The 14,948-nt window shown below is 74.3% G+C and carries 12 protein-coding genes and 1 riboswitch; of the genes, 6 read left to right on the top strand and 6 right to left on the bottom strand.

What is annotated here, in order from left to right; genetic code table 11:
- Positions 1 to 7: 7 nt before the first annotated feature.
- Positions 8 to 79: riboswitch (cobalamin riboswitch) on the bottom strand.
- 126 nt (positions 80 to 205) lie between these two features.
- Positions 206 to 1,267: a Strvi_7410 family MBL fold metallo-hydrolase gene (locus F603_RS0111035; RefSeq protein ID WP_019546076.1), complete on the bottom strand. Its 1,062-nt coding sequence runs from the start codon at positions 1,265 to 1,267 to the stop codon at positions 206 to 208.
- Positions 1,268 to 1,334: 67 nt separating this feature from the next.
- Positions 1,335 to 1,961 (bottom strand): TetR family transcriptional regulator, encoded by a 627-nt coding sequence (locus F603_RS31955; protein ID WP_019546075.1) that lies wholly within the window; start codon positions 1,959 to 1,961, stop codon positions 1,335 to 1,337.
- A gap of 256 nt (positions 1,962 to 2,217) precedes the next feature.
- Between F603_RS31955 and F603_RS0111025 the strand changes: the two genes are divergently transcribed.
- From F603_RS0111025 to F603_RS0111015, 3 genes are all read left to right on the top strand, one after another.
- Entirely contained in the window at positions 2,218 to 3,564 is a 1,347-nt protein-coding gene (locus F603_RS0111025; protein WP_019546074.1) for a glycosyltransferase family 4 protein, read from the top strand.
- Positions 3,565 to 3,631: 67 nt separating this feature from the next.
- Positions 3,632 to 4,372 carry a class I SAM-dependent methyltransferase gene (locus F603_RS0111020; protein WP_019546073.1) on the top strand — a complete coding sequence of 247 codons (741 nt, stop codon included), beginning with the start codon at positions 3,632 to 3,634 and terminating at the stop codon, positions 4,370 to 4,372.
- Positions 4,369 to 5,457 carry a prenyltransferase gene (locus tag F603_RS0111015; protein ID WP_037955672.1) on the top strand — a complete coding sequence of 363 codons (1,089 nt, stop codon included), beginning with the start codon at positions 4,369 to 4,371 and terminating at the stop codon, positions 5,455 to 5,457. Before F603_RS0111020 ends, F603_RS0111015 begins: the two co-directional genes overlap by 4 nt.
- Positions 5,458 to 5,562: 105 nt before the next feature.
- Here F603_RS0111015 and F603_RS0111010 read toward each other — a convergent pair whose 3' ends face one another.
- From F603_RS0111010 to F603_RS0111000, 3 genes are all read right to left on the bottom strand, one after another.
- On the bottom strand, positions 5,563 to 6,378 hold the full coding sequence (locus tag F603_RS0111010) for a hypothetical protein (protein WP_019546071.1): 816 nt from the start codon (positions 6,376 to 6,378) through the stop codon (positions 5,563 to 5,565).
- A 179-nt stretch (positions 6,379 to 6,557) separates the two neighbouring features.
- Positions 6,558 to 7,478 carry an N-acetylmuramoyl-L-alanine amidase gene (locus tag F603_RS0111005; RefSeq protein ID WP_019546070.1) on the bottom strand — a complete coding sequence of 307 codons (921 nt, stop codon included), beginning with the start codon at positions 7,476 to 7,478 and terminating at the stop codon, positions 6,558 to 6,560.
- A 31-nt stretch (positions 7,479 to 7,509) separates the two neighbouring features.
- Positions 7,510 to 8,154, bottom strand: a complete 645-nt coding sequence (locus F603_RS0111000; RefSeq protein WP_019546069.1) for a class I SAM-dependent methyltransferase — start codon at positions 8,152 to 8,154, stop codon at positions 7,510 to 7,512.
- 243 nt (positions 8,155 to 8,397) lie between these two features.
- Here F603_RS0111000 and F603_RS0110995 point away from each other — a divergent pair, with 243 nt between their 5' ends.
- The 3 genes from F603_RS0110995 to F603_RS0110985 all read left to right on the top strand — a co-directional run bounded on the left by F603_RS0110995 (position 8,398) and on the right by F603_RS0110985 (position 11,831).
- Positions 8,398 to 9,945 carry an MFS transporter gene (locus tag F603_RS0110995; RefSeq protein WP_019546068.1) on the top strand — a complete coding sequence of 516 codons (1,548 nt, stop codon included), beginning with the start codon at positions 8,398 to 8,400 and terminating at the stop codon, positions 9,943 to 9,945.
- Positions 9,935 to 10,717: an SDR family NAD(P)-dependent oxidoreductase gene (locus F603_RS0110990; protein ID WP_019546067.1), complete on the top strand. Its 783-nt coding sequence runs from the start codon at positions 9,935 to 9,937 to the stop codon at positions 10,715 to 10,717. Before F603_RS0110995 ends, F603_RS0110990 begins: the two co-directional genes overlap by 11 nt.
- Before the next feature lie 256 nt (positions 10,718 to 10,973).
- On the top strand, positions 10,974 to 11,831 hold the full coding sequence (locus F603_RS0110985; RefSeq protein WP_019546066.1) for a MaoC/PaaZ C-terminal domain-containing protein: 858 nt from the start codon (positions 10,974 to 10,976) through the stop codon (positions 11,829 to 11,831).
- A 332-nt stretch (positions 11,832 to 12,163) separates the two neighbouring features.
- Here the strand turns inward: F603_RS0110985 and F603_RS36385 are convergent, their stop codons facing one another.
- Positions 12,164 to 14,821 (bottom strand): hypothetical protein, encoded by a 2,658-nt coding sequence (locus tag F603_RS36385; protein WP_019546065.1) that lies wholly within the window; start codon positions 14,819 to 14,821, stop codon positions 12,164 to 12,166.
- Between the last annotated feature and the right edge of the window lie 127 nt (positions 14,822 to 14,948).

The raw sequence follows: 14,948 nt of genomic DNA, 5'->3' as shown, positions 1-14,948 counted from the left end.
CGCCACCGGGTCTTCCGGCTCGCGGCCCTGGGGCCGCTCACGGTTGCGGGTCAGCGCCGGATTCGCACCGGCCTTCCCCCAGTCGGGACCTGTTGGGTACATGAGTACCTCGGCCACTGTAGCCGCAGCACCGCGGGCGCCCTCCGGCCGCGTACCCGTCGACGGGAGCACACGCGCACACATCGGGACGAGCCCGACATTGGCCTCAGGCGGCGCGGTACCTCCCCGGATCGCTCTCCGGCACCTGCTCGGCGCGGCCCAGCTTCACCAACCGCCACAGGTGCGCCGCCACCTCGGAGACGGCCATCCCGCGTGAGGCGAACGGGATATCGGCCCACGGCCGGTTCCACGTCATCCGCTCCGCCAACTCCCAGGGCGTGCACGGGCCTTCGGCGAGGAGCGCGTACATCTCCTCCAGCCGCTGCCCGTGGTGCGAGAGGAGTTCGGCGACGCGTCCCCGGGAGTCGGTGAACGCGTACTGGTGGGCGGGGAGCACCTCGGCCGGCTGGAGGCGGTCGATGCGCTCCAACGAGTCGAGGTAGTCGCCGAGCGGGTCGACCGAGTCGTCCTCGGGGTCCTCGTAGAGGCCGATGTGCGGGGAGACCGTCGGGAGGAGGTGGTCGCCGGAGAAGAGCCGGCCGTGGCCGGTGAGCGCCCCGGGGTTCGGGTGCTCCTCTTCGAGGTGGAGGCAGACGTGCCCGGGTGTGTGCCCCGGCGTCCAGATCGCGCGGAGGCGGCGGCCCGGCAGGTCGAGGAGTTCGCCGGGGACGATCTCCCGGTCGGGCAGCGCCGCGTGGTGGCCGGGGACGGCGTCGGGTCCGGCCTCGGCGGCGAAGGCGCGGAGCGGGGCGATCTCCTCTTCGGGGGCGCCGGTGAGGGCGAGCCGGTCGAGGAGCGAGAGGAGCCAACTCGCGGGCGCCGTCTCGCGGCTGCGGCGCACCACGTCGGCGTCGGCGGCGTGCATCGCGATCCAGGCGCCCGACGCCTCGCGCACACGGGCGCTGAGGCCGTGGTGGTCGGGGTGGTAGTGCGTGAGCACGACGCCCTTGAGCTCCTCGACGGAGGTGCCGCACGCACGCAGCCCCTCGGTGAGCGCCTGCCAGGAGGACGGGTGGTCCCAGCCCGTGTCCACGACGACGGGCCCCGTGTCCGTCTCGACGAGGTGGACGAGGGTGTGGCCCAGCGGGTTGTCGGGGATCGGCACCGGGATGCTCCACACGCCGCCGCCGTGATCGGTCGTCTGCGGCGGCTGCGCCGAGTTCGCCATGGGTTGGCCCCCTTCTCCCTTGCCGGACAAGGGGATTCTCCCTTGTGACGAGAACAAGTACTAGTTTTCAGCGTGTGGGTGGCGTCACAGCGCCGGTCTCCCGCTCCCCGACGAGCCGGCAGGCGGTGGCGAGGTCGGTGGCGACCTGGTCGACGGAGGCGCGCCCCGAGAGCCAGGCGACCACCAGCGAGAGCCAGGTGTGCTCGATCACCCGGACCGCGGAGAGCTGCTCGGGCGCGGGCTCGCCCGGCAGGCGCATCGCGTCGAGGATCACCGCCGTGGTGAGCCGGGAGGCGGCCGCCACCTCCTGCCCCGCCGAGCGGTCGGCGAAGGTCAGCGCCCGCACCATGGCGTCCGCGAGTTGGGGCTCCCTGCGCAGCGAGCGGAAGGCCCGCGTCAGCGTCTGCGCGACGCGCTCGCCCGCGTCCTCGGCGTCGGGCGGGTGGCGCAGCAGCTTGCGGTGCATCGCCTCCAACTGCTCGCCGAGGACGGCGACGAGGAGGTGGATCTTGGAGGGGAAGTACCGGTAGACGGTGCCGAGTGCGACGCCCGAGCGCTCGGCGACCGTGCGCATCTGGACCGCGTCGAAGCCGCCGCTGCGGGCGAGTTCGGCGGTGGCCGCGAGGATGCTGCTGCGGCGGGCCGCCTGGCGGGGGGTGAGCCGGGCGGTGCGGGGGATGGGGTGTGCGGTCATGCGTCCTCGCCGTTTCGCGCCGTGCCGGGGCTGTGCGCGTACGGCTGCGGCGGTCCGTCGTGCGTCCGGTGGAGTCCGCGGACGGCGGCTCCGGCAGGGGTGGCGTGAATCACCTGTGCCCCCCGTACTCCGGAAGTGACCGGCCGGTAGATTCTTCTCCGCGGGCGCTGCGCCCCGTCGGCATTGTTGGAACTTGTTCTAGATTAACGCGAGCGGCTACGCTCCGTCCACGAAACTGAGGCGAAGGGGGCCGCGAGTGACCGCAGAGGCCGTACGCGACAGCGAGCCCGGCCCCCGGAACACCGCCGGGCCCGAACCGGCGGAGGACGGCCAACGCCCCCTGCGCCTGGCCCTCTTGACGTACAAGGGCAACCCCTTCTGCGGCGGCCAGGGTGTCTACGTGCGCCATCTCTCGCGCGAGCTCGCCGCGTTGGGGCACACCGTCGAGGTGATCGGCGCCCAGCCCTACCCGGTGCTCGACGACGGCGTCGCCCTCACCGAGCTCCCCAGCCTCGACCTCTACCGGCAGCCCGACCCCTTCCGCACCCCGCGCCGCGGCGAGTACCGGGACTGGGTCGACCTCCTGGAGGTCGGCACCATGTGGACGGGCGGCTTCCCCGAACCCCTCACCTTCTCGCTCCGCGCCCGTCGCCATCTGCGCGCCCGCAGCGGGGAGTTCGACGTCGTCCACGACAACCAGACGCTCGGGTACGGGCTCCTCGGTGACGTCGGCGCGCCCCTCGTCACCACCGTCCACCACCCCATCACCGTCGACCGCAGACTGGAGCTGGAAGCGGCGGCCGACTGGCGCCGCCGGTTCTCCGTCCGCCGGTGGTACGGCTTCACCAGGATGCAGAAGCACGTGGCGCGGCGGCTGCCCGCCGTGCTCACCGTCTCGGAGTCCTCGCGCCGCGAGATCGTCGAGGACCTCGGCGTACGCCCCGACCGCATCCACACCGTCCCGATCGGCGCCGACGCGCGCACCTACCGGCCGGACCCGGCGGTCCCGAAGGTGCCGGGCCGGATCGTCACCACCTCCAGCGCCGACGTGCCGCTCAAGGGCCTCGTCCACCTCGTCGAGGCGCTCGCCAAGGCGCGGGTCGAGCGACCCGACGCACATCTCGTGGTGATCGGCAGGCGTCCCGCGGAGGGCCCCGTCGCCGACGCCGTCGCGGAGTACGGGCTCGAAGGCGCCGTCGAGTTCGTCAAGGGGATCACGGACGAGGAGCTCGCCGCGCTGCTCCAGGGCGCCGAACTCGCCTGCGTGCCCTCGCTCTACGAGGGGTTCTCGCTCCCGGCCGCCGAGGCGATGGCCACGGGCACGCCGCTCCTCGCCACGACGGGCGGCGCCATCCCCGAGGTCGCGGGGGCCGACGGCGAGACGTGCCTCGCGGTGCCGCCGGGGGACGCGGGGGCGCTCGCCACCGGCCTCGTGCGGCTCCTCTCCGCCGCCGAACTCCGCGCCCGTATCGGGGCCGCCGGGCGCGCACGGGTGCTCGCCCGCTTCACCTGGCAGCAGGCAGCGCGCGCCACCGTCCGCCACTACCGCGCCGCGCTCGCGACGCAGACCGAAGCCCCCAGGCCCGCCGCACACCCCGGCTGAGCCGTCCCCGGCCGCCCTCGCCGGCCGGAAGCCACCGCACCGCCCCGCCAGGAAGGCAGAACTCCAAGTGCTCACCGTGGACTTCACCCGCTTCCCGCTCGCCCCAGGCGACCGCGTACTCGACCTCGGATGCGGAGCGGGACGCCACGCCTTCGAGTGCTACAGGCGCGGGGCGCACGTCGTCGCACTCGACCGGAACGCGGACGAGATCCGCGAGGTCGCCAAATGGTTCGCGGCGATGGACGAGGAGGGCGAGGCCCCCGCAGGTGCAACGGCGACCGCCATGGAGGGGGACGCGCTCGCGCTGCCCTTCCCCGACGAGAGCTTCGACGTCGTCGTCATCTCCGAGGTGATGGAGCACATACCGGACGACAAGGGCGTCCTCGCGGAGATGGTCCGCGTCCTCAAGCCCGGCGGCCGGATCGCGGTGACCGTGCCCAGGTACGGTCCTGAGAAGGTCTGCTGGGCGCTGAGCGACGCGTACCACGAGGTCGAGGGCGGCCACATCCGCATCTACCGCGGGGACGAACTCCTCGGCCGCATGCGGGAGGCGGGCCTGCGCCCCTACGGCACCCACCACGCGCACGGCCTCCACTCTCCGTACTGGTGGCTCAAGTGCGCCTTCGGCGTCCACAAGGAGGGCGACGACGCCGCGCTCCCCGTCCGCGCCTACCACAAGCTCCTCGTCTGGGACATCGTCAAGAAGCCGCTCGCCACCCGCGTCGCCGAGCGCGCGCTCGACCCGCTGATCGGCAAGAGCTTCGTCGCGTACGCCACCAAGCCGCACGCGCCCCAGGCCGCCGCGTGACACCGCACCGTCCGCAGCCCGGGCAGACCGAACAGTTGGTGCTGTCCGGTGTGCTCACCGCCGAGCAGGCCGCGGAGACCGTCGCCGGGATAGCCGCCGTGCAGCGCGACGACGGCGCCATACCCTGGTTCCGCGGCCACCACCTCGACCCGTGGGACCACGTCGAGGCGGCGATGGCGCTCGACGCGGCAGGCGAGCACGAGCGCGCCGCCGCCGCCTACGCCTGGCTCGCCGAGCACCAACTCCCCGACGGCTCCTGGTACGCGGCCTACCACGACGGCGACGCCTCGACCCCCACGGACCGCTCACGCGAGAGCAACTTCTGTGCCTACCCGGCCGTCGGCGTCTGGCACCACTACCTCGCCACGGGCGACGACACGTTCGCCGAGCAGATGTGGCCGACCGTTGCGGCGGCGGTCGAGTTCGTCCTCCGGCTCCAGCAGCCGGGCGGCCAGATCGGATGGAAGCGCGAGCCGGACGGCACCCCCGTGCACGACGCGCTCCTCACCGGCTCCGCCTCCGTCCACCAGGCACTCCGCTGCGCCCTCGCGCTCGCCGAGCACCGCGAGGAGCCGCAGCCCGACTGGGAGTTGGCGACGGGACTGCTCGGCCACGCCGTCCGCTCCCACCCCGAGCGGTTCCTCGACAAGAGCCGCTACTCGATGGACTGGTACTACCCCGTCCTCTCCGGCGCCGTCCGGGGAACCGAGGCGAAGCAGCGGCTGGAGGACGGCTGGGAGACCTTCGTCGTCCCCGGGCTCGGGGTGCGCTGCGTCTCGCCCAACCCGTGGGTGACCGGAGGGGAGAGCGCCGAACTCGCCCTCGCGCTCTGGGCGATGGGCGAGTCCGACCGCGCGCTCGACGTCCTCCGCTCGATCCGTCACCTGCGCGCCGAGGACGGCATGTACTGGACGGGGTATGTCTTCGAGGACGGCGTCGTCTGGCCGCGGGAGCGGACGGCGTGGACCGCCGGCTCGCTCCTCCTCGCGGTTGCCGCGCTCGGCGGGGAGGAGGCGACCGTGCAGGTCTTCTCGGGGGAGCGGCTGCCGTCGGGGCTGGAGCCCGACGCCGCCGACTGCTGCTGATTCCGGCACAGGTGAGGGGCCCGCACCTCGGTGCGGGCCCCTCACCTGTGCCGGCTGCCGGCGGGGTCCCCCGTGCGTCCCCCGGTCCGGCAGCCCGCTGCGGCGTCAGCCGCGCTGGATGCCGCTGGTGTCCTGGAGGATGCCGCGGCGGCCGTCCTGCGTCTGCGCGATGAGCGCCTGACCTCGCTGGTCGACCGCGAGGAACCAGGTCCCCGGGGTGAGTTCGGCGACCGGCTGCGGAGAGCCGTCCTCGGGGAAGAGGGGCCTGGCGACCGGCACGGCGAACCAGAACGGCTGGAACGGCTGGGCCGCGCCCATGTCCTGCGGCTGCGGTGCGCCCGGCTGGGGCTGCTGGCCGTACGGCTGCTGCCCGTACGGGCCCGGCTGGCCCTGCTGGGGTGCGCCCGGGTAGCCGTAACCGCCGGGCTGCTGGCCGTAGGGCATCTGGCCCATCTGCGGCTGCTTCGGCCCGCCCGCCGGGATCAGCGGGGTGCGCAGGGCCGGGACGAGCGGCGTCGCGAGGGCGAAGCCGGCGATGACGAGGTTGGCGAGGAAGCCGAGCCACGCGCCCGCGCCGAGGCTGAGCCCGGAGGCGTCGGGCTTCAGCACCAGCGACCAGAACGAGCTCCAGAAGGCGGCGACGGCGAGCGGTACGCCCCACTGCCCGAGGCTGAGCGTCGCGAACTTGACGTCCTGCTGCATCAGCCGGCCGAGGACGACCAGTACGGCGGCGATGATGCCGAGGAGGTACACCGCCGGCAGGATCACGGTCACCATGTCCGTGTCCCAAGCGCTCGGCAGGTCGCTGCAGCTCTCTCCGCAGTCGTCTGCCGTGTAGAAGTTGAGGAACGAGGCGATGAACAGCAGGACCGCTGCTGCAGCCACCGCGCCGTCGCCTCGTGTGAGCGAGCGGATGTTCACGTGGGGTCCTTAGTCGGTTTCGTCGTGGTCATGGTCTGCCGGGGGTGAGGCCCCATCGTACGGATGAACCCCCTGCCGCATCCGGCGGGTTCGTTTCTTCGCACTGTGAGATCGATCAGGTCTTCCCCCTCCGTGCGAGGGTGGCGACTCCCCCTGTGCGCAACGCTGTTGACCGGCGCTTACCGGCGGTCACCCGCCGCGTTGCCGTGCGTCAGGTACGCGGTCAGGCCGTCGGCCACCCCCGCGGCGGCGCGCTTCTGCCACGCGGGCGAGGAGAGTTGGGCCGCGTCGCGGGCGTTGCGCATGTTGCCGCACTCCAGGAAGACCTTGGGGACGCGGCTGAGGTTGAGGCCGCCGAGGTCCTTGCGGGTGTCGAGGCCGCTGCCGTCGCCGATGTACTCGGCCGGCCGTGCACCCGTCGCCGCGCGGAACCCCGACGCCAACTCCCGGCCCAGCCGGGCCGAAGGCGCCACGATGGCGCGGGTGTCCGCGCCCCGGGTGCGGACCTTGCCGGGGAGGATGACGTGGAAGCCGCGGGCGTCCGCGGGGGCTCCGTCCGCGTGGAGCGAGACCGCGGCGTCCGCCCTCGCCTCGTTCCCGATCCGGGCGCGCTCGTCGACGCACGGCCCCCACTCCACGTCCCCGCGCTTCTCGCCGCCGGAGTGCACCAGCACCACCTCGGCGCCCTTCGAGACCAGCAGCCGCTCCACGCGCTGGGCCAGCGCCAGTGTGAACTCCGCCTCGGCGTAGCCGTCTTCGGTCTCGGTGCCCGTCGTGTCGCACTCCTTCTTGCCCTCGCCCATGTCGACCTGACGGTTGATCTCCCGTGCGTGGTCGCGGTTGCCCGGGTGGTGCCCGGGGTCGAGGACGACGGTGCGGCCGTCCAGCTCCTTCTCCTGCGCGGACGGACTTCCGGACGGCCGCGCGTCCGGGTCGCGTTGCGCCGTACCGGGGCCGTCGTCCCCGCCCCACACGCGCCAGCCGAGCCAGCCGAAGAGCACGAGGGGGACGAGCGCGCAGAGGGCGAGCAGGACGGCGCCGCGCGGTCCGCGGCGTCCCGGCGGCCGGTCGGGCAGGGGCGGGGGGAGGGTGTTCGACACGAGTGGCGATGGTAGCCGCGGCGTACGGCGCTCAGATGCCCGGTCCTGTACGGCGCAGCACGCGGAGCGAGCGCACGGTCGAGACCTCGGTGAACGCACCGGAGGAGAGCGCCCTCCTGTGGACGCGGTACGGCGCCTGGCCGCCGTCGGCCGGGTCGGGGAAGACGTCGTGGATGACGAGGAACCCGCCCTCCGCGAGGTGCGGCGCCCAGCCCTCGTAGTCGGCCGTGGCGTGCGCGTCGGTGTGCCCGCCGTCGACGAAGACGAGCCCCAGCGGGGTGCCCCAGACGGCCGCGATCTGCGGCGAGGCTCCGACGAGCGCGACGGTGTGCCGCTCCAGTCCCGCGGCGTGGAGCGTGCGGCGGAACTCGGGCAGCGTGTCCGTCAAGCCGACGGCCGGGTCGACGAGTTCGGCGTCGTGGTACTCCCAGCCGGGCTGCTGCTCCTCGCTGCCGCGGTGGTGGTCGACGGTGAGCGCGGTGACGCCTGCCCGGCGCGCGGCGTCGGCGAGGAGGAGGGTGGAGCGGCCGCAGTACGTGCCTATCTCCAGCAGCGGCAGCCCCTGTCCCGCCGCCTCGACGGCGGCGGCGTGGAGCGCCATGCCCTCGTCGCGGGGCATGAATCCCTTCGCCTTGTCGAAGGCGGCGAGCAGTTCGGGGGAGGGGCGCTGGTGCATGGGCTTCCCGTGGTCGTGTGGTGCGTGCGCAGGGGCCAACGGGCCGCCGTGCGCCGGGCGGACGGCCGCCTCGTCTCCGATGCGCCGCTCCCGTGCAGGGCGCGCGGGCGGCCGCCCCCATGCTGCCGCACGCTTCCGGCTGCGCGGTAGGCGGTGCGGCACCTGCGCCCTAGGTCGCGGGGCCGAGGGGCCGGGACCGTCTTTCCGACGCGGTTGTCGGTGGCGGGTGCCAGGATGCTCCCTATGGCATCCGAGACAGCAGGGCGCGGCAGGGCCGCAGCAGTGCGCACACCGGCAGGCAGGTGGGGCGTCGTACTCGCCGCGTGCGCCGGGCAGTTCCTCGTCGTCCTCGACGTCTCCGTGATCAACGTGGCGCTGCCCTCGCTCCGCGCCGACCTCGGGCTCAGCGCGACAGGGCTCCAATGGGTCGTCAACGCCTACACCCTCACCTTCGCCGGCTTCATGCTCCTCGGCGGGCGGGCCGCCGACCTCTTCGGGCGCAAACGCGTCTTCGTCACCGGGCTCGTGCTCTTCGCGCTCACCAGCCTCGCGGGCGGACTCGCGCAGGAGCCGTGGCAGTTGGTGGCCGCGCGCGCACTCCAGGGCGTCGGGGCCGCAGCGCTCGCACCCGCCACCCTCACCATCCTCACCACCACCTTCCCCGAGGGCCCCGCACGCACCCGCGCCATCGGCACCTGGACCGCGGTGGGTGCGGGCGGCGGCGCGATGGGCGGCCTCGTCGGCGGCGTCCTCACCGAGTTCCTCTCCTGGCGGTGGGTGCTGCTCGTCAACGTCCCCGTCGGGGCGCTCGTGCTCGTCGTCGCCGCGGTGTGGGTGGTGGAGCACCGCGGCAAGGGGCGCCCGCGGCTCGACGTCCTCGGGGCCGTCCTCGTGACCTCCGGGATCGGGGCGCTCGCCTACGGCATCGTCAACGCCGAGACGCACGGCTGGGGTTCGCCGCAGTTCCTCGTGCCGCTCCTCGGCGGGGCGGTGCTGCTCGGCCTCTTCCTCCTCGTCGAGCGGCGCACGGCGCAACCGCTGATCCCGCTCGGCCTCTTCCGGCTGCGCTCCGTCGCCTCGGCGAACACCGTCCTCTTCGTCAACGGCTCGGCGATGGTCTGCATGTGGTATTTCTTCTCCCTCCACATGCAGAACGTTCTCCACTACCCGCCGCTCCAGGCCGGGTTGGGGTTCCTGCCGATGTCGGTCTCGATCGTCCTCGGCTCCAAGGCGGCGCCGTGGATCATGGTCCGCGTCGGGGAACGCACGCTCGCCGTCGCGGGCACCCTGACGGCCGCCGCCGGCTACCTCTGGGCGGGCACCCTGACGGCAGGCGACGGCTTCGCCGTGACGGTCCTCGGCCCCGGGGTCCTGATGGCGCTCGGTGCCGGGCTCGCGAGCACCACGCTCGCCGCCGTCGCCACGGCGGACGCCGCCCCGCAGGACGCCGGCCTCGTCTCCGGCATGATCAACACCTCCCGTACGCTCGGCGGCGCGCTCGGCCTCGCGGTGCTCTCGACCGTCGCGGCCTCCCGCATCCAGGGAAACGAGCAGGTCGCCTCCCTGGCCTCCGGGTACGCGCTCGCGTTTCTCACCGGCGGGCTCGTGCTGCTGGGGTGCGCGGTGCTGGGCGTCGCCGCGCTGCCGCGGCCGCGCCGGCGGGCCGCCTCGCCGGCCGCGGGCGCCACACCGAACGCACCGGCAGGCGACCGGATCTCACCCGCCGCGTCGTCCCCCGTGTCCGGGGGCACGGGACCCGAGGATCACGAGGAGCAGACCGATGCACGCTGAGTTCCCCTCCACCGGCCGCAGAGTCCTGGTGACGGGCGCTGCCGACGGTCTGGGCCGCGCTCTGGCGCGGGAGTTCGCGGCGGCGGGGGACCGCGTCGCGGTGCACTACGGCAGCCGCCGCGCGCAGGCGGAGGAGACGCTCGCGCTCCTTCCCGCCGTCGAGGCAGGCGCGCACGCCCTGCTCGGCGGCGACCTCTCGGACGCGGCCGAGCCGCCGCGGCTCGTGGCGGCGGCCGTGGAGAGCCTCGGCGGGCTCGACATCCTCGTCAACAACGCCGCCGTCAACCTGCCGCACCCTCCCGTCGACACGTCGTACGCCGCCTGGACGGCGGCCTGGCAGCAGCACACCGCGGTGAACCTGCTCGGCACCGCCGGGCTCGCCCACCAGGCGGCGGCGCGGATGATCGCCCAGGGCCGCGGCGGCCGGATCGTCAACATCGGTTCGCGCGGGGCGTTCAGAGGCGAGCCCGACCACCCTGCCTACGGTGCCACCAAGGCCGCCGTGCACGCCCTCGGCCAGTCGCTCGCGCTCGCGCTCGCGCCGTACGGCATCGCCGTCTCCTCCGTCGCGCCGGGGTTCATCGAGACACCGCGGGTCGCGGACCGCCTCGGCGGCGAGGCGGGCGAAGCGGTCCGTGCGCAGAGCCCGTTCGGGCGGGTGGCGCAGCCGGAGGAGGTGGCTGCCGCCGTGGCGTGGCTCGCCTCGCCGGCGGGGGAGTGGAGCTCGGGCGCCGTGCTCGACCTCAACGGGGCCTCGTACCTTCGTACGTGAGCCGGTGCCTGCCGCTGGTCGCTCTGGTCCGGTGGAGCAGCGGGTCGGCGTTGCTGTGCGTGACCCATGAAGGCTTGTGCCTGCGTTGTCGAGTCGGCGCCCCGTCGGTCCTGCGGTGTCGGGGGTGCGGTGGTCCGCGTCGACGGGGGTCCCAACTCCCTTACCGATCGGTAGGATCGGGCCGACGCAGCGCGGCCCGGGCGTGCGCGCGCCTCCCGGCGGTGGCGGCCCCGGGCGGGGAAGGAGTCACACCGGGATGCCGATCGACGCCGAGCGGGCCCTCGCGGCCGAACCCACCACCACCCGGATCGCCTGGGACCACAAGGACGTTCAGCTCTACCACCTCGGCCTCGGAGCCGGCACCCCCGCGCTCGATCCGCAGGAGCTGAGGTACCTCCTCGAGGACCGCCTCCACGTCCTCCCCACCTTCGCCACGGTGGCCGGCGGCCGGATGAACGTGACGGACGCGCTCTCGGCGCCCGGCCTCGACGTCGACCTCGCCGGAGTCCTCCACGGCGGTCAACTGGTGCGCGTGCACCGGCCGTTGCCGATGCGCGGCGAGGCCGAGCAGACCTCGCGGATCATCGCACTCCACGACAAGGGGAAGGCGGCCGTGCTGGTCATCGAGTCGGCGGCGTCGGATGCCGAAGGGCCGCTCTGGGAGCAGGAGACGCAGCTCTTCCTCCGCGGCGAGGGCGGGTTCGGCGGCGAGCGCGGGCCCTCCGAGCGGATCGCGGAGCCCGAGCGCGAGCCGGACACCGTCGTGGAGAAGCCGATCCGCGAGGACCAGGCGCTGCTCTACCGCCTCTCCGGCGACTGGAACCCCCTCCACGCCGATCCTGAGTTCGCGGCGCTCGCCGGCTTCGACCGCCCCATCCTGCACGGGCTCAGCTCCTACGGCATGGCTCTGAAGGCCGTCGTCGACAGCGTCCTCGGCGGCGACCCGGCGCGGGTGCGCAGCTACCGCACGCGCTTCGCCGGCGTCGTCTTCCCCGGTGAGACGCTCCGGGTCCGCCTCTGGTACCTCGGCGAGGGGCGCATCCAGCTCACCGCGACGGCTGTGGAGCGGGAGGACGCGACGGTGCTCGCGGACACCGTCGTCGAGCACACCTGAGCGCGGCGCGCACACCGCGAGGGCGGTGTCGGGGAGACGAACTCCTCGACACCGCCCTCGGGTTGTCTTTCCCCCTTTTGGTGTGTGCCGGCCGCGGTCAGCCGCTCAGGCGGCCGAGGCGTCCGGCTGCTGCGGTGGCCGCCGATGGCGCCCCTGCCCCTGCGCGGGAACACTCGGCTCCCGCTCCTCCGCAACGGAGGCCGGCCCCCTGTGTTTCCCCGGGGGGCGCTCTTCACGGGGCGAGTCGGTCTGGATCTCGGACATCGCGAGGTAACTCCGTGGTTTTGCTTGCGCCGTACCCGACCGGATTCTAACGGCGCGTCGGCTCGTCCTCACGTTCTCTCGGCCGCTGCCAGCGGCGCCTCCTGAAGCGGTACGGGCCGGTGCGCCGCGGCGCTGCCCGCGGAGAACTCCGCCGCCGCGCCCGGCCGTCGGCACGCCCCCGCCTCTTCCGGGCGCCCGGGTTGTTGCGGGGTTGTGATCCTCCTGTGCGCCTCGGCCGACGCCTGCCCCGTACGCGCCTCCCACTGCCCCTCGCGGGCCGCCGACAACGCCTGGACAGCGGGGAGTTGAAGGGCCAGGAACGGTGCTCCTGCCCGCGGGGTCCAGTGCTGCGGACCGGTGGCGGGGCCGTCCGCGCCCGAAGGGCGGTCGGTGGGCACCTTGGCGGTACCGCCGGGGCTCTGCTCCTCGGCGGGGCGGTCCAAGTCCGGTGCGTCCGCGGCCGGTTCGGCGGGGTGGCGGGCGGGTGGCCCCGACGACGGGACGGGGGGAGCGGATTGCCAAGTTGCTGTGGTCGGTGCTGAGTTGGGGGGCGCTCCCTGCGGCAGTCCGGTGGTGCGTTGGTTCGTGGTCTCCGGGGCTTGCGGTGCGGGTGGTGTTTGTGTGCTGGTGTCGGGGTGTTGTGCGGGAGGGGGTGGTGCGGTCGGCTTGTGCGGGGGTGTCGGCTCGGTGGTCGGGCGAGCGGCGGTGGGCGACGGGGCGGGAGCTACGGGGTGCCGAGTCGCCGTGGCAGGCGTTGGGTTGTGCGGTGCGGGGATGCCGCGGGTGTCCGGAGTCGGGGCCTGCGAGGTGGGTGGTTCCTGCGTGCTGGTGTCGGGGTGTTGTGCGGGAGCGGGTGGTGCGGTCGGCTTGTCCGGCGGTGTCGGCTCGGTGGCCGGGTGAGCGGCGGACGTCGACGGGCCGGGACCGTGGACAGGGACTACGGGAGGCCAACCCACCTCAGCAGGAGGCGAGTTGTGCAGGCCGGGGATGCCGCCGGTGTCCGGCCCCGCGGACTGCGACGCGGGCCGTACTTGCCCGCAGGTGCCGGGCTGCTTCCCGTGCGCCGTCGACGCACCGGCCGGAGGAGCCGCCCCGGTGGCCGCCGGACCGGCGGGCTCGGCAGCGGGCCCCGAGGCGGCAGGCGGTGCCGGTGGCGGGGGATCGGAGCCGTCGGCGCTGGGCGGCGGGTGCGGGCCGTCGTTCCCCGAGGGTGCCCCGTGGGTGGGCTGCCGGGGAGGCGCCGCCTCCCCCGTGGGATGCCGGTCGCCCTCGGGGTCGGGTCTCGGAGGTGTGTCGTCGTCGCCCTGCTGGGAGTCCTTGTCCATGCCGGGGAGTCGGGGCGCGGAGCCGGGCGGGCGGAAACCCCGGCCGGATGAGGAGTTGCGTTGCGAGGGCATGCGGGGGTGCTCGGTGCCGGGTTCCCGCGGGCTCGACGGCTCGTTGGAAGGATGGCGCCGAGTCCCCTCGGCGGCCTGCGTGTGGGATGAGCTCTCCTCGGGGCGCTGTTCCTGCGCACCGTCGGCGGGAGGAGCGTCTTCGGCGGACGGTTCGTTTCCGGCGCCGGGCTCCTCGGCCTCCGGCGTGACGGAGCGTTCCTGCGCCGGCGTCTGCCCACCGGCCTCCGGCGGCTCGGGAAGGGGAGTGCGGAGGCAGGCGAGCCCGCAGAGCGCGTGGGGCACCGAGTACGGGAGGCGGAGGTCGCCCTCGGCGCTCCAGAGGCCGTGCCCCGTCAACCACCCCTGCGGCGGCGGGATATGGCGCACCCCGCGCTGCGCCGGGCGCCAGACCGCCAGCCAGCCCTCGCCGCCGAGCGGCATGCGCACCCCGTGCGCCCCCGCGTCCCGCGGTGCCGCGGTGCCCGGCGCGGGCATCGGCCGGGCGAGGAGCGCGACGGTGCACCGCTCGGGGAGGAGGGTCTGCCGCGGCTGCGTCGCGAAGGGGGTGAGGCGGACGCCGTGCGGGTGGAGCGCCTCCGGGAAGCGGACGGGTCGGTGGCTGCCGAGCACGCCCCAGCCGAGGCGTTCCTCGCCCGGCGCGTCGGAGCGGACGAGGAGGAGGCCGCTGTCCCGGTCGGCGAGGAGGAGCCGGTCGTTGCTCGTCTCCGTGATCTGGAGGAGCGGGCTCACCTCGCCGCCCCGCGCCAGGTCGACGACGACGCTCTTGACGGGCGCCGAACCGCCCCCTGCCTCGGCCCGGTCGACGGCGAGGAGCCGGCCCTCCGGGTCGAGCCAGGCGCCGCCGCTGCACCGCCCCCGTACGCGCGCGAGCAGTTCGGGCCGTCCCGGCGTCCCCCCGGCGACGAGCCAGACGGCGGCGCCCTCGCGCCCCTGCGCGAGGGCGTAGACGCGGGTCCCGCACGGGGAGGGCGGGAGCAACGTGAGCCGCGGGGACTCGACGGCGCCCAGGGGGAGTTCGCCCGTCCCCGAGTCGGTGGGGTAGAGCAGCGCGAGCGCATACTCGCCGCCTACGTCGCGGGCGATGAGCACCCGGCCGTCGGTGAGGGGGAGGACCTGGGTTCCGGGCTCCTCCGGCTGGTTGCCGGGGAGCGGAACGGCGTAGGGTTCGGGACCCGCGAGCGTCCAGCGCTCCGGGTACCAGTTGGGCGCGGCGCTGCCGGGCTCGGCGGGCGCCAGCCGGGCGGCGTAGGAGCCGTCGGCTGCGATGGTGAAGCTGCTGCCGGGCGCCGCTGGCGCGGGCGCGTTGCCGTCGTCGGTACGAGACGTCACGACGCGATCACCTCCTGTGACAGAAGCAAGCTAGGTCTCGTACTTCCTGTCGAACAACGGGAGTTGAGTTCGTTCACGCGGAAGGGTGAAGCGCAGAACACCCGGTCGCGTGCCCCTGTGGCCTCTG

The organism is Streptomyces sulphureus DSM 40104 (assembly GCF_000381025.1).
Lineage (GTDB): Bacteria > Actinomycetota > Actinomycetes > Streptomycetales > Streptomycetaceae > Streptomyces > Streptomyces sulphureus.
This window is presented reverse-complemented; position numbering and strand designations above follow the sequence as displayed.

Bases quoted from the DNA above. Each gene is read 5' to 3' on its own strand.
- F603_RS0111035 (WP_019546076.1), bottom strand. From the start codon at position 1,267: ATGGCGAACTCGGCGCAGCCGCCGCAGACGACCGATCACGGCGGCGGC.
- F603_RS31955 (WP_019546075.1), bottom strand. From the start codon at position 1,961: ATGACCGCACACCCCATCCCCCGCACCGCCCGGCTCACCCCCCGCCAG.
- F603_RS0111000 (WP_019546069.1), bottom strand. From the start codon at position 8,154: ATGCACCAGCGCCCCTCCCCCGAACTGCTCGCCGCCTTCGACAAGGCG.
- F603_RS0110995 (WP_019546068.1), top strand. From the start codon at position 8,398: ATGGCATCCGAGACAGCAGGGCGCGGCAGGGCCGCAGCAGTGCGCACA.
- F603_RS0110990 (WP_019546067.1), top strand. From the start codon at position 9,935: ATGCACGCTGAGTTCCCCTCCACCGGCCGCAGAGTCCTGGTGACGGGC.
- F603_RS0110985 (WP_019546066.1), top strand. From the start codon at position 10,974: ATGCCGATCGACGCCGAGCGGGCCCTCGCGGCCGAACCCACCACCACC.